The 24395-nt window shown below is 38.0% G+C and carries 26 protein-coding genes and 7 pseudogenes; 19 read left to right on the plus strand and 14 right to left on the minus strand.

Annotated elements, in window-relative coordinates; genetic code table 11:
• Together AN486_RS20710 and AN486_RS20715 are read right to left on the minus strand one after the other, a co-directional pair.
• Nucleotides 1–122, minus strand: a pseudogene (locus AN486_RS20710) (ISL3 family transposase); the annotation flags it as partial.
• A gap of 139 nt (nt 123–261) precedes the next feature.
• Complete coding sequence (locus AN486_RS20715) at nt 262–1599, minus strand: FAD-binding oxidoreductase (RefSeq protein ID WP_290602389.1); 1338 nt, start codon at nt 1597–1599, stop codon at nt 262–264.
• 525 nt (nt 1600–2124) lie between these two features.
• Between AN486_RS20715 and AN486_RS20720 the strand changes: the two genes are divergently transcribed.
• The 4 genes from AN486_RS20720 to AN486_RS20735 all read left to right on the plus strand — a co-directional run bounded on the left by AN486_RS20720 (nt 2125) and on the right by AN486_RS20735 (nt 7746).
• The gene (locus tag AN486_RS20720; RefSeq protein WP_290602391.1) at nt 2125–2319 is read left to right on the plus strand and encodes a hypothetical protein; all 195 of its coding nucleotides are present in this window, start codon (nt 2125–2127) and stop codon (nt 2317–2319) included.
• Nucleotides 2320–2622: 303 nt separating this feature from the next.
• Nucleotides 2623–4482: an NAD(P)H-quinone oxidoreductase subunit F gene (locus AN486_RS20725; protein WP_290602393.1), complete on the plus strand. Its 1860-nt coding sequence runs from the start codon at nt 2623–2625 to the stop codon at nt 4480–4482.
• 278 nt (nt 4483–4760) lie between these two features.
• Nucleotides 4761–6254 carry an NADH-quinone oxidoreductase subunit M gene (locus AN486_RS20730; RefSeq protein ID WP_290602395.1) on the plus strand — a complete coding sequence of 498 codons (1494 nt, stop codon included), beginning with the start codon at nt 4761–4763 and terminating at the stop codon, nt 6252–6254.
• Nucleotides 6255–6423: 169 nt separating this feature from the next.
• Nucleotides 6424–7746, plus strand: a complete 1323-nt coding sequence (locus tag AN486_RS20735) for a CO2 hydration protein (protein WP_290602397.1) — start codon at nt 6424–6426, stop codon at nt 7744–7746.
• 234 nt (nt 7747–7980) lie between these two features.
• Here AN486_RS20735 and AN486_RS20740 read toward each other — a convergent pair whose 3' ends face one another.
• From AN486_RS20740 to AN486_RS20750, 3 genes are all read right to left on the minus strand, one after another.
• On the minus strand, nt 7981–8451 hold the full coding sequence (locus AN486_RS20740; protein WP_168466061.1) for an ArsC/Spx/MgsR family protein: 471 nt from the start codon (nt 8449–8451) through the stop codon (nt 7981–7983).
• 234 nt (nt 8452–8685) lie between these two features.
• Nucleotides 8686–9297, minus strand: coding sequence for a cupin (locus AN486_RS20745; protein ID WP_027401664.1), 612 nt, complete (start codon nt 9295–9297; stop codon nt 8686–8688).
• A gap of 241 nt (nt 9298–9538) precedes the next feature.
• Nucleotides 9539–10024, minus strand: coding sequence for a hypothetical protein (locus AN486_RS20750; RefSeq protein ID WP_168466059.1), 486 nt, complete (start codon nt 10022–10024; stop codon nt 9539–9541).
• Nucleotides 10025–10808: 784 nt separating this feature from the next.
• Here AN486_RS20750 and AN486_RS26720 point away from each other — a divergent pair.
• The 3 genes and pseudogenes from AN486_RS26720 to AN486_RS20765 all read left to right on the plus strand — a co-directional run bounded on the left by AN486_RS26720 (nt 10809) and on the right by AN486_RS20765 (nt 11708).
• Nucleotides 10809–11105, plus strand: coding sequence for a hypothetical protein (locus AN486_RS26720; RefSeq protein ID WP_242032346.1), 297 nt, complete (start codon nt 10809–10811; stop codon nt 11103–11105).
• Nucleotides 11106–11123: 18 nt separating this feature from the next.
• Nucleotides 11124–11315, plus strand: a pseudogene (locus AN486_RS20760) (SagB/ThcOx family dehydrogenase); the annotation flags it as partial.
• An 18-nt stretch (nt 11316–11333) separates the two neighbouring features.
• Entirely contained in the window at nt 11334–11708 is a 375-nt protein-coding gene (locus tag AN486_RS20765) for a hypothetical protein (RefSeq protein ID WP_027401667.1), read from the plus strand.
• Between the two features lie 26 nt (nt 11709–11734).
• Here the strand turns inward: AN486_RS20765 and AN486_RS20770 are convergent, their stop codons facing one another.
• Nucleotides 11735–12208: a hydrogenase maturation protease gene (locus tag AN486_RS20770; RefSeq protein ID WP_053539627.1), complete on the minus strand. Its 474-nt coding sequence runs from the start codon at nt 12206–12208 to the stop codon at nt 11735–11737.
• Between the two features lie 247 nt (nt 12209–12455).
• Here AN486_RS20770 and AN486_RS20775 point away from each other — a divergent pair, with 247 nt between their 5' ends.
• Nucleotides 12456–12824 (plus strand): SET domain-containing protein, encoded by a 369-nt coding sequence (locus tag AN486_RS20775; protein WP_027401669.1) that lies wholly within the window; start codon nt 12456–12458, stop codon nt 12822–12824.
• A gap of 229 nt (nt 12825–13053) precedes the next feature.
• Here AN486_RS20775 and AN486_RS20780 read toward each other — a convergent pair.
• From AN486_RS20780 to AN486_RS20800, 5 genes and pseudogenes are all read right to left on the minus strand, one after another.
• Nucleotides 13054–13350: pseudogene (locus AN486_RS20780) on the minus strand (hypothetical protein); the annotation flags it as partial.
• Nucleotides 13351–13451: 101 nt separating this feature from the next.
• The gene (locus AN486_RS20785; RefSeq protein WP_290602403.1) at nt 13452–13676 is read right to left on the minus strand and encodes a hypothetical protein; all 225 of its coding nucleotides are present in this window, start codon (nt 13674–13676) and stop codon (nt 13452–13454) included.
• Nucleotides 13677–13684: 8 nt separating this feature from the next.
• Nucleotides 13685–13948 carry a hypothetical protein gene (locus tag AN486_RS20790; RefSeq protein ID WP_027401671.1) on the minus strand — a complete coding sequence of 88 codons (264 nt, stop codon included), beginning with the start codon at nt 13946–13948 and terminating at the stop codon, nt 13685–13687.
• 21 nt (nt 13949–13969) lie between these two features.
• Nucleotides 13970–14950 (minus strand): hypothetical protein, encoded by a 981-nt coding sequence (locus tag AN486_RS20795; RefSeq protein ID WP_290602405.1) that lies wholly within the window; start codon nt 14948–14950, stop codon nt 13970–13972.
• A 363-nt stretch (nt 14951–15313) separates the two neighbouring features.
• Nucleotides 15314–15913, minus strand: a complete 600-nt coding sequence (locus AN486_RS20800) for a molybdenum cofactor guanylyltransferase (protein ID WP_290602407.1) — start codon at nt 15911–15913, stop codon at nt 15314–15316.
• 211 nt (nt 15914–16124) lie between these two features.
• Between AN486_RS20800 and AN486_RS20805 the strand changes: the two genes are divergently transcribed.
• The 7 genes and pseudogenes from AN486_RS20805 (at nt 16125) to AN486_RS20835 (ending at nt 21362) form a co-directional block, all read left to right on the plus strand.
• On the plus strand, nt 16125–16586 hold the full coding sequence (locus tag AN486_RS20805; protein ID WP_290602409.1) for a nitrate reductase associated protein: 462 nt from the start codon (nt 16125–16127) through the stop codon (nt 16584–16586).
• Nucleotides 16587–16638: 52 nt separating this feature from the next.
• Nucleotides 16639–16842, plus strand: a complete 204-nt coding sequence (locus tag AN486_RS20810) for an RNA-binding S4 domain-containing protein (protein ID WP_027401675.1) — start codon at nt 16639–16641, stop codon at nt 16840–16842.
• A 236-nt stretch (nt 16843–17078) separates the two neighbouring features.
• Nucleotides 17079–18041 (plus strand): hydrogenase small subunit, encoded by a 963-nt coding sequence (locus tag AN486_RS20815; protein WP_290602410.1) that lies wholly within the window; start codon nt 17079–17081, stop codon nt 18039–18041.
• A gap of 128 nt (nt 18042–18169) precedes the next feature.
• Nucleotides 18170–18682 (plus strand): annotated as a pseudogene (locus AN486_RS20820) (nickel-dependent hydrogenase large subunit); the annotation flags it as partial.
• A 327-nt stretch (nt 18683–19009) separates the two neighbouring features.
• Nucleotides 19010–19420, plus strand: a complete 411-nt coding sequence (locus tag AN486_RS20825; RefSeq protein WP_290602411.1) for a hypothetical protein — start codon at nt 19010–19012, stop codon at nt 19418–19420.
• Between the two features lie 68 nt (nt 19421–19488).
• A complete protein-coding gene (locus AN486_RS20830) occupies nt 19489–21045 on the plus strand; it encodes an AAA-like domain-containing protein (RefSeq protein ID WP_290602412.1) in 1557 nt (518 codons plus the stop codon).
• 194 nt (nt 21046–21239) lie between these two features.
• Nucleotides 21240–21362: a hypothetical protein gene (locus AN486_RS20835; protein WP_267902191.1), complete on the plus strand. Its 123-nt coding sequence runs from the start codon at nt 21240–21242 to the stop codon at nt 21360–21362.
• A 104-nt stretch (nt 21363–21466) separates the two neighbouring features.
• On the opposite strand, the gene AN486_RS20840 is transcribed toward AN486_RS20835, so the two are convergent.
• The 3 genes and pseudogenes from AN486_RS20840 to AN486_RS20850 form a co-directional block, all read right to left on the minus strand.
• Nucleotides 21467–21805, minus strand: a complete 339-nt coding sequence (locus AN486_RS20840; RefSeq protein ID WP_053539634.1) for a type II toxin-antitoxin system PemK/MazF family toxin — start codon at nt 21803–21805, stop codon at nt 21467–21469.
• The gene (locus AN486_RS20845) at nt 21795–22037 is read right to left on the minus strand and encodes a hypothetical protein (protein ID WP_053539635.1); all 243 of its coding nucleotides are present in this window, start codon (nt 22035–22037) and stop codon (nt 21795–21797) included. Before AN486_RS20845 ends, AN486_RS20840 begins: the two co-directional genes overlap by 11 nt.
• A 373-nt stretch (nt 22038–22410) precedes the next feature.
• Nucleotides 22411–22582: pseudogene (locus AN486_RS20850) on the minus strand (HNH endonuclease); the annotation flags it as partial.
• Nucleotides 22583–22800: 218 nt separating this feature from the next.
• Between AN486_RS20850 and AN486_RS20855 the strand changes: the two are divergent.
• The 4 genes and pseudogenes from AN486_RS20855 to AN486_RS20870 all read left to right on the plus strand — a co-directional run.
• A complete protein-coding gene (locus AN486_RS20855; protein ID WP_039202995.1) occupies nt 22801–23037 on the plus strand; it encodes a hypothetical protein in 237 nt (78 codons plus the stop codon).
• Between the two features lie 33 nt (nt 23038–23070).
• A pseudogene (locus AN486_RS20860) lies at nt 23071–23238 on the plus strand (isochorismatase); the annotation flags it as partial.
• Nucleotides 23239–23363: 125 nt separating this feature from the next.
• Nucleotides 23364–24101 (plus strand): annotated as a pseudogene (locus tag AN486_RS20865) (isochorismatase); the annotation flags it as partial.
• A gap of 177 nt (nt 24102–24278) precedes the next feature.
• A partial coding sequence (locus AN486_RS20870) for a helix-turn-helix domain-containing protein (RefSeq protein WP_290602413.1) occupies nt 24279–24395 on the plus strand: 117 nt, incomplete at its 3' end.

The raw sequence follows: 24395 nt of genomic DNA on the forward strand, positions 1-24395 counted from the left end.
GGACAAGTAGAATTATTAACAGCTTTTTCTATTGTTATAATTATTCCTGCCCCTTCGATTTCTTGAAAATCTAACACTTTCATATCTGGGAGATTGAGAATTTGATCTACAGAAAATTTCATAGCTATCACCAAAACTTTTGTATTTTATAATTATCATTATATCATCATTGCTATCTGAACATATTTAAAATCTTGTAATCTCTTGCTGGTACTGAAGTCTGAGACTTAATGAATATAAATTTTAGGTACTAAATTTTAGTTATTTGAGTTTCCACCATAAAAGTACCGCAAGAGCCGTTTTTGTTAACGCCCAAAACTGAACAATATCTTGTAAAAAAGGTTTTAAAATAGGTGTTCCTAACTGCTGCATTTGGGCAAATACAGCGGAGAGTAATTGGTTAATTTGATTGGAATCAATTTTCTGATTTACACCTACACTCATCGCTTTTTGGAATAACCAAGTTACACTTAAACTCGGTTGATAGGGTTGCAATATTGCCAAAGATTGGGCAGATAATTGATCAGTTTTTAATGCTTCTGCAATTCCTAAAGTCAACCTTTGTAAATGACGTACCATAGCCCCAAAACCACCAAAACTTAAAGGTGATTGATTACCGCTACTATCTCCCACTGGGAGAATCCGATTCCAAGGGGTTTGCAGAGGACTTTGACGATAACTAGGAAAGAAACCAAACAACGCCCTTTGAAAATTTAGGCGATTAATTTCCACACCTTGATATTCTGGTAACAGGCGTAAATATTCGTCAAATAAAGTTTCTAAACTCAACCGTTGTGTATCGGCATCCATATAAGTAAATAAATATGTGGTTCTACCATCCTTAGCTGGAAAAGCTTCCCAGAAATATTGACATTGATTTTCCAAAGCTGTGAAAGATAACAACAAGTCACCGGAGTTATTTTCCGCAAATCCTTTCGCACAAGTTCCCACAACCAAGCAAAGCGCATCCGGTTTTTTTCCTTGACGCGCTTGTTGGCTAATGGGGGAAAGATTTCCCATAGCATCCAATAACAATTTCGCGGTAAATTGGTTATTGAGCATAACTCCATTTGGGTGAACTACTGCATCATTAAATGGTGTATTTTCAAATAACTTTCCTCCAAGCTTAAGAAAGCGGGTTTTTAAGGTTTCCAAAAGATAAATAGGATTAACACCAATGTTAAGAACATCTTCTACCCATACTTCTGTACCTCCTTGAAAGCTAACTCTTGCGGGATTATATTCTGTGACGATAGCTTGTGCTAATTCGTCTGCTGTCAACAATTCCAATTCCCGAAATACTTCTAACTCTTTGCGAGAAATATTCCATTCCTGTTCTCTTCCGCGCAAAATTCCCCTTTCTAGTAAGGCTACGTGCATACCACGTACAGCTAAGGCGCAACCAATCAAAATTCCTAAAGTTCCACCGCAAATAATGACATCAAATTCTACAGATTCTAAATTTTTGGGATTTTCTTTAACTACGTTGGGTATGGGTGCGTTACCTTTTCGCAACGATGTTAATATACTGTCAGTACGACGCAAGCCGCCTAAAACATCGCCTGGGAGTTGGGAGAGAATTTCTTCAGTTAGTGACATAAGGGTTAGTTTCAGCAAAGTTCTATATTGATACTATCTTTGCTAGATACATAAACTAAGTTAGACATAGATATAGCTGATTTTGTTGTCTAAAAAAACATTACATTAGTTGGGGGATTCCTGTGGACTGCTTCGCTATCGCTTTGATCCCTTTTAAATTAAACATACGTATTAATTTACTGCTATATACTGTCGTTCTCGTTATACTCAACACGGCTTATTCATTTGATTCGGTGGGTAAGGGTTTAGCAGTGCTAAACCCCTACAAATCTAGGTTTTTCGTAATTTCGTAAAAGTCCATGTCCCAACTGTGTTTAGTATATTTTATTAGCTTCAAATAAGTAGGTGAACACAATAAAATCAAAGTGTGTGAAGAAAAGTAAAATCGCCCAAAGCCTCTTGTCTTCCCATAACGACAATTTTCAATGCTAACCTACTTATATTTTGGCAAATGAAACTGATTTCAGAATTTATGGCAATCTAGATATAGAAGTCTCTCAATAACTTAATTTGTAGGAAATACTTATGAACCGTTCTCAGATAGTTGCGATTATTACAGGAGCAATTTCTATACTTTTGGCGATCGCATACCTAATTGTTGTCCAGATTATTGATTACCGGGATATGAAACCAGCACCCATTAGCCAACTCAGCCAACCGGTGATCATTACGGAAAGTAATTTACCCAATTTGCAGCTTGACATAATTGCTAAAGTGTGAATTTGATCGGGGTGGAAAATGCCGCCCCTATACTATAGATACTATAGACAAATACAATCCATAGACTCAAAATAATAGTTACCATTTGATAATTCAATTGATTGAAATATAAGAATTCTTTACAAGAAATATCGTGAATTTGTTTAATTAGGTAATTCTTTTTTGGCACAGATAACGGTAAGCTATTTCTAACAATATTAAATCAAGATAAATTTTCATTATCTGTCATCACTAGGTTGAGAGGGATCAACGCTAGTAAGTCTGTTTTCTTTAATTTTTGCTGCAAACTATAGGAGTAATTGAATGGATCAATATTTGCTAGACACTATTTGGCTAATTCCGGTTTATGCTTTGATAGGTGGGCTTTTAGCCATACCTTGGTCGCCGGGAATCATTCGCAAAACTGGTCCTCGACCGGCGGGATATGTCAACGTGGTGATGACCTTTATCTCCTTTTTCCATGCCGTCTTTGCTTTCTTTGCTATTTGGAATCATCCAGCTAAAGAAGTATTTATTCCTTGGCTATCAACAGCAGGTTTAAATCTGACAATTAATTTAGAAATTTCTGCTGTCAGCATCGGGGCAGTAATTATTATTACCGGCTTGAACTTGCTGGCGCAGATATATGCCATTGGTTATATGGAAATGGACTGGGGTTGGGGACGCTTCTTTTCCTTATTGGGATTATTTGAAGCTGGTCTTTGTGCCTTAGTTTTGTGTAACGATTTATTTTTCAGTTATGTAATTCTGGAAATCCTGACTTTGGGAACTTACCTATTAGTAGGTTTGTGGTTTAGTCAGCCCTTAGTAGTCACCGGGGCGCGAGATGCTTTTTTGACCAAACGGGTGGGAGACTTATTTTTATTAATGGGTGTCTTGGGACTGTGGACACTTTCAGGGACTTGGAATTATACAGAGTTAGCTGCATGGGCGACTACAGCGAATGTTGACCCGACAATTATTACTTTAGTGTGCTTGGGGTTAATAGCTGGACCTATGGGTAAATGCGCCCAGTTTCCTTTGCATTTGTGGTTAGATGAGGCGATGGAGGGACCTGTTCCCAGTACAATTTTGCGGAGTTCGGTGGTGGTTGCCAGTGGGGCATGGGTATTAATTAAATTGCAACCTGTGTTTAGTTTATCACCTGTGGCATCTTCGGCGATAGTGGCGATTGGGGCGGTGACAGCGATTGGTGGGGCGTTAATTGCGATCGCTCAAATTGACATTAAACGCTGTTTATCCTATTCTGTCAGTGTTTACATGGGCTTGATATTTATTGCTGTAGGCACACAGCAGGATGAAGCCGCATTATTATTAGTCCTCACCCATGCCTTGTCCGCTGCATTATTAGTTATGAGTACCGGGGGAATTGTTTGGAACAGTGTCACCCAAGATGTTACCCAACTCGGTGGATTATGGTCACGCCGCCCCATGTCTGGGATAGCATTTATTATCGGTACATTGGGTTTAATTGGTTTTCCCCCTTTAGGTAGTTTTTGGGCATTGTTTAAACTAGCTGATGGTTTATGGGAAACACATCCGATTTTAGTAGGAATAGTAATTTTTGTTAATGCTTTAACTACATTTAGTTTAACTAGAGAATTTGCTTTAATCTTTGGTGGTAAACCCAAACAAATGAGTGAACGTTCTCCCGAAGCTATTTGGTTGATGGTTTTACCAATGATGGTTTTATCTGGCTTTGTTTTGCATCTACCTTTAGTTTTACAAAGTTTATCATTACTTCCCGTCTGGGCAACATTAAATAAAGACGTAGCCCTGCTATTAATTTGGTCTAGTATCTTCGGTTGTAGTATTAGTAGCATCATCTATTTAGGCAACATTCCCAAACCAATTCGTTTACCCTGGCAAGGTTTACAAAACCTATTTGCTTACGATTTTTACACCCCTCAAATTTACAAAGTTACCATTATTTTCGGCGTTGCCCAACTTTCTAAATTTGCCGATATGCTGGACAGATTTGTAATAGATGGTATCGTCAATTTTGTGGGTTTATTTTCTCTTTTAGGTGGTGAAGGCTTGAAATATAGCAACAATGGACAAACTCAATCTTATGCCTTAACAGTGCTTTTAGGAGTTGGTGTTTTAGGTGCTTGGGTAACATGGCCTTTCTGGGGAATTCAACTCATGGATTTAATTTTCTAACTATCTATGATTTAGATTGCTGATAATAATCTAAAATGATAGTATACCATCTAAATAAGATTAGGAATAATCCAGTGATTAACAAGCACCTTTCTCGCAGAAGCACTTGAATGAGATACATCATAGCCCCATCCTCGGACCCCCCACAGCGGGGGGAAGAAAAGGATAAACTTTTGATATTGGAGGGGGTTGGGGATGGGGTTCTTGTATCTCACTCAATTGAGAACCGCTATGTTACCAATTACCAATTACCAATTACCAATTACCAATTAATAAATATGTTGAGTGTTTTAATTTGGCTACCAATTATAGCCGCTATAATCATCGGTTTTTATCCAGCAAAAAATGTTCCTGCAAGTCAGATTCGGTTAGTATCTTTAATCGTCACAGGTTTAGTTTTGCTGTGGAATATTTTCATTTTGTTAAAATTTGATATCAGCAATCCAGGGATGCAGTTTACAGAATATCTACCTTGGAATGAAACATTAGGTTTGAATTATCAATTAGGAGTTGATGGACTATCAGTATTAATGTTGGTGTTAAATAGCTTACTCACTTGGATTGCTATTTATAGCAGCAGTAAAGATATAGAACGTCCTCGGTTATTTTATTCCCTGATTTTGTTTGTTAGTGGTGGCGTTGCTGGTGCTTTCTTATCAGAAAATTTGCTTTTGTTCTTCCTATTCTATGAATTGGAATTAATTCCCTTTTATTTACTAATTTCTATTTGGGGAGGAGAAAAACGAGCTTATGCAGGCATGAAATTCCTGATTTATACCGCCATTTCTGGGGCTTTAATTTTAGCCACATTTTTAGGAATGGTGTGGTTAACTGGTTCTCATAGTTTTGCCTTTGATGCTGTGGCAACTCAAAACATTTCTGCGGGAATGCAATTAGTATTATTAGCAGGAATAGTTTTAGGTTTTGGTATCAAGATTCCATTAATTCCTTTCCATACTTGGCTACCAGATGCTTATGTTGAAGCTTCCACACCTATCGCTATTTTGCTAGGTGGAGTCTTAGCAAAACTGGGAACTTATGGATTATTACGATTTGGGTTGGGAATGTTTCCTCAAACTTGGCAGATTATCGCCCCAACTTTAGCAATTTGGGGGGCAATTAGCGCGATTTATGGCGCAGTTGTAGCGATCGCCCAAACAGACATCAAACGCATGGTAGCATATAGTTCTATCGGCCACATGGGCTATATTTTACTAGCAGCAGCAGCCGCCACACCCTTAGCATTAGTTGGCGCAGTCGCCCAAATGTTTAGTCATGGAATTATTCTTGCTATTCTCTTCCATTTAGTCGGAGTTATTGAAACCAAAGTTGGGACAAGAGAATTAGACAAACTGAATGGTTTAATGAGTCCTATTCGCGGTTTACCATTAATTAGTGCCTTACTGGTTTTAAGTGGCATGGCTAGTGCTGGTATTCCCGGTTTAACAGGTTTTATTGCGGAATTTATTTCCTTTCAAGGCAGTTTTTCAACCTTTCCTATTCCCACAATTTTATGTGTAGTAGCATCTGGTTTAACCGCAGTTTATTTTGTTATTCTTCTCAACCGTACCTGTTTTGGCAAACTGCAAAATAACCTAGCTTACTATCCCAGAGTATTATGGAATGAAAAAGTTCCCGCGCTAATTTTGGCATTCTTAATTATCTTTTTAGGAGTACAACCAGTTTGGTTAGTGCGTTGGAGTGAAACCACAACTACCGCTATGGTAGCGGCAGTTCCCACCACCGCAAAAACCGTAATTGCCTTGAAGTAGTTATCTCGTTCCCAGTCTCCGACTGGGAATGCTATCACAGAGGCTCTGCCTCTAATTCTAATATTATTGAAGGCAGAGCCTTCTAGAATTCATTCCCACACAGAGTATGGGAACGAGAAGAAAACTGTTCCGCAATCAAAAAAATTTTATTAACCAAAACAAAAATATTATGGTACAAACTCCAGCTAAACCAAATACAAAAATCCCACCTTCAAAACACGAATTTGCAGAAATTATTCATCGCTTAGAAGCTGGCGGTTCAATGTTGCCAGATACTCCAGAAAACCTCATGCAAATTATCGGTATTTATAAAGCTTATGCTGTACCAATGGATTTCTATTGGCGAGACTTACTTTATATTGCCGAAAGAGTATTTTTAGATCCTTTACCAGCTTTTAAATATTTCTTACCCCAAGAATATTTAGACTTACATAATCACTATGCCGGGGATGATGCTGATTTAAGAATTTGGCGAGGTATAGCCACTGCACACCCAGAACTTTTGGCATTTATGGAAAAAGGTGAAACTACCAAAATGCCGAAAATTTTCCATCATTTATTCCATGACAGAATTAACATGGAATTTGCGGAAGCTTGTATGCAGGCTATGTTATGGCATCGCAAAATGTATGCACCTGTTAATCAATTTGATGCCTATTTAGATTCAGAAGAATATAAAGCTAATGCTGATAAAGCCATTAAAGCTTATTTTCGGAAAAACCCCCTCATGTTAGGACTTTATAAACTGTTTCCCGATATGTTTTTGGAACAGTGCCGGATGATGTCCTATTATTCTAATCTCGGACTTTTCTGGGAAGTCATGGCACCGGTATTTTTTGAAATGTCAGATATTTATGATGAAGGTGGTTTCCAAGGTGTACCTGATGCCATGAACTTTCTCGTAAATGGCATATTTGCGATCGCCGGTCGTCCCATTTATCATCATGTTTATATTGATGGTGAATGTTATGAAATCATCCCCAAATCTAAAGGTTTTACCTGGTTATATGAAGCCGCATTACCCTATGTAGAAGCTGTTTTTTATCGCACAGCACCATTTAGAGGCACGAAGTCTTATAATGCTCAAGCAGGACAAGTTCCAGAAGATCAAAAAGACTTCCATTATGGCATTCTTTACGCTGATGTCTTTCCCGTTGGTACAGCAGGTATTCCCCCCACATTATTAATGCAAGATATGTTACACTTTTTGCCTCAATATCTTGTTGATTATTATCAAGAATATTGTCGAGGAGAAGAGGATATTTTGATTCAATTGGGGATTACTTTTCAACGTTCAATGTATAATGTCACATCGGCGGTAATTCAAGCTTTAAGAACTGCCCTTTTGTATCCCTTAGATGATGAAAACCCCAAGCATTTACAAGCAAATCGGGAATTTTTTGAAATGCAGCTAAATCGCTTTACTCGCACTGATTATGGTATGCGCGATGCAGCGAGATTACGGGACATTCAAACACAGGATTATAGATAAATAGCGTTGCTGATAGCCTGCGTGGCGTAGCCATATTGAATTGAGGTATAAAATTCCCAAATTTAACCTTTAAAACTCTTACCTTTGCGCCTTTGCGCCTTTGCGTGAGACTAAAATTCATACCCTTAATCAGCAACACCGATAAATTATTGTTTTTACCCGCCTTTTTTCTCTGAATAACTTTGATAACTAAGAAAGAAGCGGGTAGAGATTTTTTAATACCTCATGTCATTATCAGTGATTTTTACAACCACCTTTACCATGATGGTGGTCGTGATTATGTCCATGAGTGCAGCCTTGGAGGTTCTGCTGCATGAGGTGTTCACTCATTTGTTTTAAAGACTCATCTACAGCTTTTAAGCCTATCCATGCGTCAATTTTCTCAACATCAAAGCCTACTTCTCTTTTATCCCCTACTTGGATCAAGGGACGACGGATTAATAAGGGATCTCTCAGCATCATGACTAAAGCATTTTCAGCGGTGATGTTTTCAGGATTCACCTCTCCTGATTTTACAATAGGTGCGGCTTTATTGAACCATTCACTGACAGGGCGATCGCCAAAAAATGACCGCAATTTTTCCACTGTCCAAGGTTCTGTTAATAGGTTATATACTACTACTTCATGACCTGCGGCTGTTAGCAAAACTTTTTGCTTTATACCTCCTTTACAGCCTGGTTTTTCATAGAAAATTACTCTAGCCATTGCTGTTTCTCCTATAAGGTTATGGTTGGATGTTTGGATAGGAAATAATTAACCGCAGATAAACGCAGATGAACGCAGATGGAAGATGATTATTTTGATTGATAACTAACACTTAGATCCCCGACTTCTAAGATTAATTATTCATTTATTGACAATATCTAAAAAGAAGTCGGGGATCTTACTTTCTCTAATATTTATCAGCATAATCTGTTATTTCTTTTTTTGCTACTACTTTTAAAATCTTTTAGCAATGTGGTTAGTTACATCAAATTCAAATCTCTGTTTTGGGTTAGTTTCTCCATAAATATTAAATGTTACTGTTGGTTCTTCACCAATGGCTTGAACCTGATGTATTGTTTGCGGTGTAAAACTCACAATATCACCGGGGGATAAATTTATTTCTCCTGTTTTTTCAATTTTATCAGGAAATTCTGGGTGATAACTACGTTTCCAAAATGTATTTTTCTCCTGACCTTTTAAGATTGCCACTATTCCCCATGTTCCATGATTATGAATAGTAGAAGTTGTTCCCGGTGCAAATGTTACTGTTTGTACAGTTAAAGGAAATCCTAATTCATCATATAATAGTAAAACAGAGATTCCCGTTTTTGGATCAGGTTGTAAAGATTGACTTTGTACCCAATAGGAATTTATCATTAATCGTCTTACCAACATTCTAATTTCTGGTAGTCGTGTTGATTCATCTTCGACATTTTTGAGAACATCTTCGACTTCAGTTAAAAAGCGATAGAGACGATAATTATCACGCAATAAATCCCATGATCTTGCTGATTTACAAACTTGATATTCTCCATTTTCAGCAACAAATAAATCCTGACCTTGCATAAATTTTAAAATATTGACTGTGCAGAATTAGGTAAAAAAATTATAGGAGGAGATGTTTGAGGCATTTTAGTTACAGGAGTCAAGGGAGATGTAGGCATTCCTGGTAGAATCACAGTATTCTGGGTAGAAAATGACGATATTAGCTGGGAATTTGAGTTGAAAGATAACCAATTATTCATGATTCGTAATTTGTTGATTGCTTGTAGTTGTCATTTGTAAGGAGTTTTCCCTATCTTCATATTTAATCGTCTTCTTCTGGTGGACGAGTTAAAATATCGAGAAGAATACCAGCACCAAAATCATTTTTTTGATCAATACTTTTTATTTTGGTACTGATTTCTTTCGCTTGTTCTATCTTTCCTAGTTTAGCTAATACCAAACCTGAAGCAGCATAAGCAGTTAAGTACAATCTGATTTCGGGTTCTTGGTGACGGTTAACTAGGATAGGTTTAAGTTCTTGCCAATTATCAGGTAGACTTTCCGCTTTTTTTATTCTAGCGGTTATTTTCTCTGCTGTTGTCAGTGCTAAGACATAATTATTTTTGTAGTAAAAATATCTATAAGCTGCAACTAAAACATCTGTGTTATCTTCTGTTTTAGCTAACGCTTGCTGCATATATTTTGTAGATTCTTCGGTGTTTTCCCAATTCTGTGCTGCTAAGATCAATAATTCTTTAACATCATCTGTTACATCAAACCATGAAAATCTATTCGTATGATTTTGCATAATAGGTAATTAATCCCATTTGTTCTGGAATATTCGGGATTTCCCATATCTACTATTTAACAGTTCATATTGTAGTCAGGTGGATAAATTTAATTATTTTATCGTTTGGGTAAAATTAACCCAACAAAGCAGAAAATGGACAAGGTATTGACTAAATAAAAGTATCAACGGATTCATTTTTTTAGTTAGTTGTGTTTATCATAGGTCTAGCTGGAAATATCAAGACAGGAGTTTTAGATATTGTTTGTTGGATAGCGGACACCATTTGGGTGCTGTCGCTGCTTTGGCATATCTTCATGAAAACAACACACAACTATGTTTTGATTTTGATAAACTTATTCTCAATGCAGATTTAGAATTTGAGAATAAGGAGTTTATTACTAGTTGTGCGATATCGCCAAGAAGCGCCATAAAAATCAGTCAGACCTTTAAGACTACCTGTTCTTTTTGGCTGTGGTACTGACGATTTTCCAATTAATCAATGTGTTGAAGATGCCTATCGAACAATGTCTTTACACCCTAGTAGTTCGTCAAATTTATTTTGACGGGTAATGGGAAAAAACTTCTGTTCTTCCCTCCCCTGCCCCCTACTACTCACCAGCAAAAGCTAGAACATCCTCAATTCAATTTTAACCGAGAACGGTTGTTTGAGAACGTTTGGAATAGGCGTTCTATTAGGCGTTTTCAAAGGCAGTCTATTCCTCAAAATATCTATTGGCAAATTTTGTAAGCAGTTCAACAACCAATCCCAACAGAGAATCTTGAGGAAATAGAAACTTACTCAGTGGTGCATGATATCGAGGGAATTTCACCAGGGTTATATAAAAATACACATCTCATTAAAGCAGGTAACTTTCGGGAAAAAACAGGTTATTTGTACATCAATCAAGCTATGGCTAGAGATTGTGCTGTAACGACAGGGCTATTTCATTCTTCTCTAGCCCGCCTCAGAATGAATTCTGAGTCTAATAGCAAAAGTCGTCTCAAGACGACTAAAGAAAAGTTCATAGTCCGTTTTAACGGACTTAATTTATTAGCCTTGAACTTCAGTTCAGGGCGGATTATGTTTAGAACGAAATAGCCCTGGCTGTAACGAGAGTTTTTTGTGTCCGATTATTTGAGTTATCAAACTGCTATGCAATTAGCCGGATTTGTCGGACAGAGAGTGTATTTATTTAGCAACTATTGGAGAATAGATTGGAGTGGTATTGGTGCTTTCTATGATGATGAAACCCAGTCCTTTCTAGAAACCAATAAGGACATCTTGTACGCAATGGCAATTGGTAAATAAATAGGAAAATAACGGGAAATGGCGACAACAGAACCTCAATTCCATGCTGATGATAAGCACCCTATACAGCCAACATCAGCAGATATTATGCTTCGGCAACAACTGGAACATTCAATTAGCAAATACTTTTATGAAGGATGCGATCGCATTATTCATAGTTTGTTGTCTAATTGTCGTTGGTATGCCACAACTCACGCGAGTATTTTGACTTTAGTAATTGAATGCCCTGACCAAGTTACTAACTGGCAAATTTTGCAACAAATTGTTCCTATGGCAAATGTTCTTTATAGCATTGTTAGTAGTGCCAAAATCCGGGTTTGTCCTCCCGATATTCAAACTGTACCCTTTGAAATGAGAGTAGATGAGTTGCCAGTTTATCGTGATTGGATCTGATGCAATTGAGGATTTGAGATTGTTGATTAAGCCATCACATTCTGTTGGATAATTATAATTAGTTCGGCAAAAACTAAATCAGCAGAACGTTGCACAATAGGACTTAATTCCAGTCCAAAATCCAGATTTTCAGCTTCAATTAAATAGACTGTCACCTCTTGGGGAAAATCATCTAAGAAGATTTTTCTCCCAGCAGCCAAGGCATGATCCCAACGAAAATCATGTAAGTTGTAACTAGGTTCGGGCAGTGCTTCTAGTTCATTCCCTGGGACTCTAAATATAGCACCTGCCTCTGAACCTGTGCAACTAGCATCAAGAATAATTAATTTTTCGCTACCTCTCGCTTGAAACATCACTTCCATTCCCGCAGTTCCACAATCAAAAACGCGGATGTTGGGGTGAGGATTTTGGGCGAGATGTTGCTGTAAACGTTGGGCAATAATTACGCCAACAGCATCATCATTCCGATTCAGATTGCCACAACCAATGATAGTTAGCATGGGATATTTATAATAGCATGAATATTATCAACTTCGCACAAAAAATTAAAATTTACGGAAATTATGACTACATCTTTGATCATTGACTTTATAGTAGCTATAGCAGCCAAGATCCCCGACTTCTTTTGTAATCATGTTTATAAACTATCAAGCAATGTTCAGAAGTCGGGGATCTGATATTTATTTTCTCTGCGTTTATCTGTAATGGCTAGTCAAAAATCATTCTTATCCATGACAGAATTGCTATATGCTAGTATTTCGTGATACAGAGACTAAAGGTAGAGGTATATTTGCCCAGCAAGAGTTTGCTAAAGGAGATTTAATTGAAACATCCCCTGTGATTATTATTCCTAAACAGCAAGTTAAGTTAATTACTAAGACGGTATTATTAAATTATTATTTTGGTTGGCATGGAGAAAGCGGGGCAATAGGTTTAGGTTTTGCTTCTCTTTTTAATCATTCTTATCACCCCAATGCGGTTTATATTAAGAATTTTGCGAAAAATATCATTGATATTGTTGCTTATAAATATATTCGGGAAGGTCAGGAAATTACTATTAATTATAATGGACAGGTTGATGATATTTCTCCTGTATGGTTTGATGTGGAAGATTAACCAAATATGAAACCCCTCTGGTAAACCTCTCCTTTGCACCTCTCCCTAACCCTCTCCTAAGAGGAGAGGGAAAAGGAATAATATTTAATACTGGAGAGGCTTTGAACCTTGTTCTTTGTATGATAAAAAAGTCCAGCTTCTAGCCGTTTTGAGTATAGTCAGCTTTAGCTTACTTTTGATATTAGCCATGGCTTCGCCACGCAGGCTATCAGAATTCATTCTGAGGTAAACTTTGTAAGCTGGGACGAATTTCTGCTAATGCTGTTTGGATACGTTCTGATAATGGCGGTTTAACTAAATCGTGATATAACAAAACTGCATAAACAATTTCATCATCTACAGCATGACGTAAGGCTGATATATTTTCTTGTTTAAGACTTTTAATTAAATTAGTTAGTGCTGCTTTATGTAGAGATTCAATTGCTCTTTGTAACCCTAATGCTACACAACGTTGACTTTCATCCCAGTTAGCAATAATCGCTTCAAACCGATTGATATCTGTAATCAATTCTTCAAGATTATTCATTATTTTTATGGGTTTATCTGGGGTTAATTGGTTATTTTGAAATTAGTTTAGGGCGCAGGCCCTGCGCCCCTACGGATTTATTTAGAGAGATTGTTAAAACCTCATTTCATTTTAAAATCTTGCAAGAGAAAGGGCATAATTGCACCTGTCGTTAAACTAGCTACACTAATGGGAATACAGAGGGGAATTGATGCTTGTGCTAATAATACTAATATAACCGTGCCAATACCACTAGCAATTGTAGTTTGACGCAGAAAATATATAGGGTCACGGAATAGTTTACCCTTGAGAAATAACTTAATAGAAAACCAACTTAATTCTAACATATATGCTCCTAATGATTGGCTAATAAATTCAGGATAAATAACCCTAAAATTACCGCAGGAATTACTCCTGCTGGTGCAAATAAACTACCAATTGTGGCTGCAAATTGATATCCTATATCTTTACCCGCAAGGATAATTCCGCCAATTGCACCACCAATCATTGATAAAATTGCTGCGATGATTAACCAAGTAAATCCTGTGGTGAGATTTAATTCTGTATTTAAACTATGCAAAAATTTGACAAATCCTGGATCATTAACTAAATCAAACATAGTCATTCTCCTATTTTGGGGTTAATTTAAGGCAAATGCCTGGATTTCTGCGGTTAAATCTTGTAGGGCTTTGGCTACTATTTCGGCTTGTTCTAATTGCTTATGTTCTGTAAATATTCGCCAAGCTTCTTGATAGTATGCTTCTGCTTTTAAGAGATTTTGGGGATTCCCTAATTCTGGTTTTTCGAGGTCGTCGGGTAAGTTGAAGAGGAGGTTAGCTTTGTTAGAAATTGTATTAGCATATTCTAACGGTGTATCTTGAAGATTACGCACTTTTAAAGCTTCATCATAAGCTAAGACAGCGCGTAAATTATTTTCTACAGGATGGGAACTCACTAGATATTGTAAGGCATTTCCTAAATTATTTTGCAACATTGCATACTCTCTAGGATGGTCAATTATGTTAATATGCTTGAGGGCGATTTCAAAGGATTGGACTGCTAAACCTTGACGTAAAGATTCTTGTGCCGATGACATGGGCATGGAAAGATAGGCGATCGCTATGTTATTATGTAAAATCGCATATTCCTGGGGGTAATTTTCCCAAGTAAACACCCGCAAAGCTTCATGATAAGCATGAATACTCTCAGTTATCTGGGCTAAATTATAGGGAACTAAAGATTGGAAAACTAACCCCAAATTCATCTGCACTTCTGCCACTTCTTCCGCCGGGGCAAATTGTTGTAAAATCAGCAAAGCTTCCTCATAATCTGTCCGCGCTTGTTGCAAAAATTGAGAACCCCCATCAGGAATCATCTGTAATGTCCCTGCCATGCCCACCTTAGCCCGTGCTTTCAGTAAAACATATTCCTCCCCACACATCTGATAAGCACGGTCAAATAGCCCAATTGCATTGTGTAAATCTTGGGCTGTTTTCGGCTTTTTTTGAAAGCCTGTGCCAATTTCTATCAGCATTTGGATTTTTTCTGCTGTTGTTGCTGACTCTAAAGATATGGATGCAATAGCAGCTTTTACTGCTAAATCTGTAATACTAGATATCATAATTGGCTGATTCTAATCGGTTGGGGAATTGAGTCAATTATTCTTACTATAAAGCAATTTATTATAAAAACTCTAGAGAGAAATTACTCATATTCATAATAGTTTTAACTCAGTTATCACCGCATTAACTGATTTTGGTATCACTATTTTACCAATTATTTTATTTGTCAACCATTATATATAATTCTGTTAATTATATCATTAAAAATCAACTAAGTAGGTGGGCGTGAAATAAGTAGGTGAGCGTTGAAAATTGTCGTTATGGCAAGGCAAAAGGCAAGAGGCAAGAGGCAAGAGTGAAGAGGGTTTGGGCGATTTTACATTTCTTTACACAGTTTGGTTTTATTGTGTTCACCTACTTACTTACACAGGACTATTAAAATTAAATAGCATTTCGGGATCTTCCAAAGGCAATACTTCGACATTCTCAGACCTTAACCACTGCTGAAAAGAACGTCCACCTGCTTCAATATACTGAATTAATTCCGGTAAACAACGACGGCGATAAAAACCACATAAAGGCTGCCAAATTTGATTATTTTGTACCAAAGCCGCTATTTTATCGTCTGGAATTGTCTCTAATTGAGATATCCAATTTTGTAATATTTCTAGTCGCAAATTTGGTAAATCACAAGCTAATAACAGAACCCAATTTGTGTCCACTGCTGCTAACCCTTGCATAAAACCTATAAGTGGTCCATGTGTTCGAGGTTCATTGCCAGTTTCCCCAGGTAAGGGAACTTCTGGAATCAATTGACTGTTAGGTGTGAGCAATTTTTGATAACGTTCTGGCCAAGGAGTGACGATATAAACTTTATCAGTACAAGCTTCTGCAATACTACAAATTAATTGCAACATGGGTACACCGCCCACGGGAATTAAGGCTTTATCTCTACCCATGCGAGTGCTTTTACCACCTGCTAAAACAATAGTAGTAACATGATACTGGGAATCAATATTCATGATGTTTGGATTCTATTTAATAAAAATTAACTGTATTTTCTCATAAATCATTTATAATAGCTACATATTATATTTTGTTTTTAACGAACCACAGAGGCACAGAGATCACAGAGGAAGAGAAAAGGAGAAATGTATGCTACGGCACGTTACATGAATACATCTTGTTTAGGATTGCTATATAAATCTATATTTTATAATTATCACCAATTTTATGACAGAATTTTTTGAATTTGAAGCGGATTTTGTTGATTCTTGGCGTTGTATTCCTATGCAAGTGCGCTATAAACTAGATACTTGCGGTATTAAGCTGAAATTAGCCCAATGGAATCTGATGAATCAAGAATCACGTCAAAATTTAATGACATTACCTTGTGATACAGATATTCAAATTCATGATTATAGACATTATATTCAAGAGTTGGTATTGCAACTGACTGGTAAACCTGTGGCTGAATTACCAATTGAAGCTAATCCAGCATGGGTAGATGTTACCACTATTCCTCACAGTGTCCACGAAAAAGCTCAAGAAATAGGTGTGATAATTACAATTGAGGCATGGAAAAGCCTAACTATCTTACAACGGTTTGCCTTAATTAAACTCAGTCGTCCTAGTCATGAGAATAAAAACTTTTTACCGGCTTTGCAAGAATTTAATTTGTTGCCAAAATCCTAAATTCTGATATATTGCTATAGATGATACTTTTTAATTAGTTGGTAAAAGACAAATGATTAAACTCGACCAGTTTTTGAAGTTTTCGGGGATATCCTCTACCGGTGGTCAAGCTAAATGGATGATTGTTGATGGTGAAGTGAAAGTTAATGGGATAGTTGAAACACGGAGAGGACGGAAATTAGTTGATGATGATGAAGTAACAGTAGGAGGAAAAACTTTAAAGGTGGGGGAAATACTCTCAGATACCGTTGATTAATGCTGACATATATAGTCTTAACCTTATATATTTTATTTACTATAATATCTCATAATGCTAATTCTTAAGTTTTATTTAAAAAAAGTTAATTGCTTTAAATAACATCTTAGTTTAAAATAATGAATATTGATCAATAGGTCGTTCTCTACAAGTAAATCCTTTGCAGAAGGGGAAATTATACCCCTATAGAATCTCTTCAATTGTGCATTATTAACACATCTAAAAATAAATAGCTAATGACTAATGTACTCTGGTTACAAGGTGGTGCTTGTTCGGGTAACACCATGTCATTTCTTAATGCCGAAGAACCTACAGCTTGTGATTTAATTGCTGATTTCGGTATTAAAATACTTTGGCATCCTTCCTTGGGAGTAGAATTAGGTGAAAATGTCCAAACCCTCTTATGGGACTGCATTTCCGGGAAGATTTCTCTGGATATTTTGGTATTTGAAGGTAGCGTAGTTAACGCCCCTAATGGTACAGGAGAATGGAACCGATTTGCCGACCGTCCCATGAAAGATTGGTTAGACGATTTAGCCAAAGTTGCGAAATTTATTGTTGCGGTAGGAGACTGTGCAACTTGGGGAGGAATTCCCGCTATGTCACCCAACCCCAGCGACTCTAAAGGACTGCAATTTCTCAAACGGGAAGAAGGCGGTTTTTTAGGTAAAGATTTTGTCAGTCAAGCCGGCTTACCTGTAATTAATATTCCCGGTTGTCCTGCACACCCCGACTGGATAACGCAGATATTAGTAGCGATCGCCACTGGTCGAATTGATGATATAGTTCTCGATGAACTACACCGTCCCCAAACCTTCTTCAACACCTTCACCCAAACAGGTTGTACCCGCAACATTCACTTTGCATACAAAGCCACAACCGCTGAATTTGGACAACGCAAAGGTTGTCTATTTTACGACTTAGGTTGTCGTGGACCCATGACCCGTTCTTCCTGTAACCGCATTCTCTGGAACCGCGTCTCCTCCAAAACCCGCGCGGGAATGCCCTGTTTAGGCTGTACAGAACCCGAATTTCCCTTTTTCGACCTCGAACCCGGAACAGTCTTTAAAACTCAGACTGTCATGGGAGTTCCCAAAGAAATACCCCCCGGAGTCAACATGAAAGATTACGCAGTCCTCACCGTTGTGGCAAAAGACGCAGCCCCAAAATGGGCAGACGAAGACTTTTTTACCGTTTAGTCATGAAAAAAGACCTAACCCCCCAACCCCCTTCCCTACCAGGGAAGGGGGAGTCAATTATTTCCCTCTCCTTGTAGGAGAGGGGTTAGGGGAGAGGTCGTGTAACTAATAACTAATAAAGGACAAATATGCCAATTCAAACTTTAGATATTTCACCCGTTGGTAGAGTCGAGGGTGATTTAGATGTGCGCGTCGAAATTGAAAATGGATATGTGACAAACGCTTGGACTCATGCCGAACTTTTTCGCGGTTTTGAAATAATTTTACGCGGTAAAGATCCTCAAGCGGGGTTAATTGTCACTCCTAGAATTTGTGGAATTTGTGGTGGTTCTCACCTCAGTTCTGCCTCTTGGGCGTTAGATACAGCTTGGGGAACAGAAGTTCCCAGAAATGCTATTTTAGCCAGAAACTTAGGGCAAATTGTCGAAACAATCCAAAGTATTCCTCGCTACTTTTATGGCTTGTTTGCCATTGATTTAACTAATAAAAATTATCGCCGTAGTCACTTTTATGATGAAGCTTGTCGGCGCTTTGCTGCTTTCACAGGTAAATCCTATGAAATCGGCATTACAATTTCTAGTAAACCGGTAGAAATTTACGCTTTATTAGGTGGACAATGGCCGCACAGCAGTTATATGGTAATAAATTGGGGAATCGCTGATATAGTCAGGATTTCTGAGGATAGGTCTGATTATTCCCTGGCTTTTCCTTAAATTAGACGATAAATCTACCCCCAGCTATGCCATAACCAAAGATAGCAAGCAGTAAATCCATTTATTTTTCTCTGCCAAAAGTTATTTGGTTTTCTCAAATATTACCTAATTTTTCCCTAACTCTAGATTAGCGATGCCTTCAGCGCACTGGAAGCAATTCCTAGGTCGCGCTTCGCTATCACATAACTGTGGTAAATTTTTAGTACGCAAAGAATAATCTAATGCACCCATCCTCTTTTAATCTTCTTACCCATTATGAATTTCAAACGATGGCAGGAACTCAAGCAAATCCTCACTGAAGACAAAGATTTGTCTAACATCTGGTCATATTACATGGATCATTTTGGGGATCATCCCAAATTCATCAAATTGGGTCAACCTGTCCAGAATCAATATATAGATGCAGTTGTCAAAACAACCTGTCAACAACTATTTGGTCAAAACGTCATAATTACCAATTTTCTCCTTATCCATATTCCCCGGCATCAATTTTTCCATGGACCATTCCAAGCCAGCGGACGAATAGGTGGTGTGATTTTCTTTGAGGATATCAAAGTCGGTTTAATGGGTATTTCCGCACACTTTCCCCCAACTAGTGAGGTGAAATATTCCCGGTTTACCGAAGTAATGGATCTATCACCACCAACAGGTCATGATTTAAACTGAAGCCTTCCTGACCCGCCCCAACCCGAAAATCGTCTAAACTTAAAGAGTTCGCTAACTGCCAAAATCCTATGTCTCGCTGGTTTAATATTGCGGGTCCATGTAAACTCGAAAAACACTATACCATCTCAGCCACAAGTCGTCTTCCTGACCTATCAATGCTGATTGAACAAGAAAGTTATTTTGTCCTTCATGCACCGCGACAAACAGGGAAAACTACGGCAATGTTAGCCCTAGCACAGCAACTTACCGCCACAGGACGTTATGCAGCAGTCATGGTATCAGTAGAGGTGGGAAGTGCATTTAATCATGACCCAGGTGCGGCAGAATTAGCGATTTTGGGAACTTGGTATGATAATATTTCCATACGTTTACCCAAAGAATTACAACCACCTGTTAAACAATGGCAACAAGAAGAACCAGGAAACAGAATTAAGGCTTTTTTGCAAGGTTGGGCAAAAGCTTCACCCCGACCTTTGGTAATATTGATTGATGAAATTGATTCTTTGCAAGACCAAACTCTAATTTCAATTTTACGTCAATTAAGAGATGGTTTTCCCAATCGTCCCGAAAATTTTCCTTCATCGTTAGGATTAATTGGTTTACGAGATGTGCGAGATTATAAAGTAGCATCTGGTGGTAGTGATAGATTAAATACATCCAGTCCTTTTAATATTAAAGTCAGTTCTATTACTCTGAGAAATTTTAATGCTGAGGAAGTGGTTGAATTATATCAACAACATACAGCAGAAACCGGACAAATTTTCACAGCAGGAGCAACTGCAACAGCTTTTGATTTAACTCAAGGACAACCTTGGTTAGTTAATGCTTTAGCTAAAGAAGTTGTAGAAAAAATGGTTAAACATAGAAATATTGCTATTACAAAAGAACATATTTTAAAAGCAAAGGAAATATTAATTGCTCGTCAAGATACTCATTTAGATAGTTTAGCTGAACGCTTACGAGAACCCAGGATAAAAGCAATTATTGAGCCGATGTTAGCAGGTTTAGAATTGGGGGATATACCCAACGATGATATTCAATTTGTGATTGATTTGGGATTATGTAAAATGCACCCCTACGGAGGTTTAACTATTGCTAATCCCATTTATCGGGAAGTGTTACCCAGAGTATTAACAGTAACACCAATGGCTTCTTTACCAATGATTGCACCGACTTGGTTAACCCCAGAAGGGGAGTTAAATATAGATGCTTTACTTGCAGCATTTCTCAAGTTTTGGCGACAGCACGGAGAACCGTTATTAGGTAGCACTGGCTATCATGAAATTGCCCCGCATATTGTATTAATGGCTTTTTTACATCGTGTTATTAATGGTGGGGGAATTTTAGAAAGGGAATATGCAATTGGTAGTGACAGAATGGATTTATGTCTGCGGTACAAAGATGTAACGTTAGGTATTGAGTTAAAGGTATGGCGGGAGAAAAAGCGAGATCCTCAAACTGATGGTATTGAACAATTAGAATCCTATTTAGGGCGTTTGGGGTTGGATTTTGGTTGGTTATTTGTGTTTGATAGGCGTAAAAATGCCCTACCAATGGAGGAACGTTTGTCAACGCAGGTTGTGGTGACGGAAAATCAACGTCGGATTACTGTGATTCGGGCTTGAGTGTTATGTTTTTTGTTTCACGCAGAGGCGCAGAGGCGCAGAGAGGGGAGCGAAAAAAGGGAATTAAGTATAATTTTTTCTTTCTATTGAAATATAAACCCGGGTTTTTATCAATATAAATACGTAAATATTAATATTAAAGTTAAAATATTTACAGGTTTGCTTGAGTATAGAAGGATTGATTTATTTGGAAATTGAGCGAACTGCTTGCAGCAGCGCTAGTTCCCTCCGGGACGCTCCGCGAACGCGATCGCAATGCACAATCAAAATTATCCGAGGTGATAAGCGATCGCATTAACCCAATATTAGCGAACTGACAAGTCAGCGCTTACGCTATCGCAGTTAATCGCAGTTAAGGAAGCACAAGATAATTGATTTTGAGCGAACTGCTTGCAGCAGCGCTTCGCTATCGCTAGTTTCATTAAGAGCATAGAATACGACATAAAACATCTGCAATTGAGGCTTGAGTCTCTGATGTGAAAGATCCTAACTCACGGCGAATTAGGGATTGACGGAGGGTTACTAGGTGATCGAGACGTAAGGTTGATGCTTGCCGAAGTCCACTATTAAGGAAGTCTGGATGTTCCGGTTGCAGAATAATATCTGTGTTGAGGGGTGCTTGAGGAATGCGACTGGTGATGAGTGCAAAAATGATGTGCTGATAAATGCCGATCACATCTGTTAAACAGTAGGCAGGACGGACTTTACTGGAAGATAGGTCATCGAAAGGAAACTGAATCAGAACAACCTTACCTTTCATAGTTTACAGGTTGCCCATCTTCGAGGGTGTAAATGTCCTCTTCTGGATCGTTCAGGAAAGCAAAGCTAGGGTTGGTTGAGATTGCATCTAACCAGGTTTGTTCGTTGAGATCCTCCTCCTCTGGCATTAGCAGGATAATACGCACCCGACTGGCTTTGTCTTGGGGAAGGGGACTATCTAGCTGAATTTGTCCTTGTTTATTTAAGATACCTGTGGTTTCAATCGCACGCATGGTTTCAGGCGGAAAAAATCATTTGGTTCGATTTTAACACTTTCTTCGGTGCAACCAGAAGGTAAGTAGGTTGGCGTTGAAAATTGTCGTTATGGCAAGGCAAAAGGCAAGAGGCAAGAGGCAAGAGTGAAGAGGGTTTGGGCGATTTTACGTTTCTTTACACAGTTTGGTTTTATTGTGTTCACCTACTTAATTAGTTGACACTCTCAGCGGCTTTAGCCGCTGAGATTCTGCGGACAGAGTAAACTTAGGTAATGCCCAAAGTTTAATTCTCGCTACGGTCGTCAGGTTGAGTCGAGGGAGGATATTATTCCTCGCCCCTCTCAGTTAGATCCGTGCGTACCCGTTTCCGTGTACACGGCTCCCGATGTTCTTAGCTTTCACTTTTGCTCATGTGAATATAATCGTGGCAGATGAAAGTGAATTGCTAGAAGGTTTTTAGTTTTCCAGTTTTGGTGGTTTCCATCTATATGATGTAAATGTACCTTCTCATCACTGAGCATTTTTAGACCACAATGACCACATTTATGGTTTTGCCGTTTAAGGCCTATCCGCAATAGTGGGGACTTTGAGAATCCGGGTTTTACCGTCCTTTTTGGGGATGGGTCTAAGCTTAGATTGCTGGATATTTCTGTTGTTAACATTGATGTAATATACCGTAGGCATAGCTCTGATGTTGTTGCACTTTGATAAATTCTCGCTCCTGAACTGAAAATTGACTTTTTTGCCTATTTTACTTGTGTACTAATTACTAAGAATTACAATGCCATCCGTAAACCAACAGTTATTTTCCCAATCTGGATTAAATTTGATTGCATTCACAGTTTCTCCGTCTTGTCTTTTACAAGTTGGTACAGTGTCTATGCTGATATTAGTTATAGCTCAGAAAGCTACAAGCGAGGCATTAATCAGCCTGGGTGAAGCAAGTGAAGAATTATTACGAGGCGATCGCCTACCTGTCCTTCCTTTTCCAGATGGTTATAAATTAGACAAGGATTAGAAATCATCCGTAGAACTCAAGCGTATTTTCATGATGAATGCCCAGAATATGCCCCAATTACCAATTCCCTCCCACTTTAACGCTGCAAAAGTCGGTGAAGTTTGGCGTGTACCTTATCAACAACGTGCTGCTGAATCTGAAACTTATGCCAAACAACAAAACATTCCATCAGCAGCTTTAGATAAAAACCGCATTTGTCTAAGTAGGTTGGCGTTGAAAATTGTCGTTATGGCAAGGCAAAAGGCAAGAGGCAAGAGGCAAGAGTGAAGAGGGTTTGGGCGATTTTACGTTTCTTTACACAGTTTGGTTTTATTGTGTTCACCTACTTATTATTAATAGATGTCCAAAATACCTTTTGCATTCCCTATTTTGAATTATTTGTAGGCGGAAAAACTGGAATTGGTGCAGTTGAAGATAATCAAAGACTGTGCGAATTTATTTATCGCAACTTGGGAATAATTACCAAAATTATTCCCACACTGGATACTCACACAGCCATGCAAATCTTTCATCCTATATTCTGGGTAAATTCCCAAGGAGAACACCCAATACCTGCCGCAACCAACATTACACCCACAGATATTGAAAACGGTATTTGGCAAGTTAATCCAGCGGTTGCTAATAGTCTCAATAATGGTGATGATGACTTGTTAGCAAAACAGGCTTTTCATTATGTTCAACAACTTAGCCAAGATGGAAAATACCCGTTAACAGTGTGGCCTTATCATTCCATGTTAGGTGGAATTGGTCATGCTTTGGTTGCATCAGTAGAAGAAGCAATATTTTTTCATAGTATCGCCCGTCAAAGTCAAACCCAATTTGAATTAAAAGGGGAAAATCCGTTAACAGAAAATTATTCTATTTTACGCCCCGAAGTTTTAACAGGATTTGATAATCAGCCAATTGGACAAAAAAACACAAATTTAATTAAACAACTTTTAGAATATGATGCGGTGATTATTGCGGGACAAGCTAAAAGTCATTGTGTTGCTTGGACAATTGACGATTTATTAACAGAAATTAAACAGGTAGATCCCACCCTCACAAAGAAAATTTATCTTTTAGCTTAACCGACAGAAGCCCCACGACTGACCCGAAGGGCAGCGTGGGATGAATGGCGCGTGAATTAACGACAGTTTTTCGACCAAAGCGACAGCAAGGGAGAAAAACATGGAGGCAATTCACAAATCTTGTGTTATAGTGTTTTGTAGTGTTTTATAGTAAATTTCTTTCGCTCTAATATGTTAAAAGTTGTCAAAATCAGATTATATCCAGATGCCCAGCAGCAGCAGTCATTAGCACAAGCTTTTGGCAGTTGTCGTTGGTTATGGAACTATTTTTTGAATTTGATGAATGAA

The sequence above is a fragment of the Anabaena sp. AL93 genome (genome assembly GCF_001672085.1).
Lineage (GTDB): Bacteria > Cyanobacteriota > Cyanobacteriia > Cyanobacteriales > Nostocaceae > Dolichospermum > Dolichospermum heterosporum.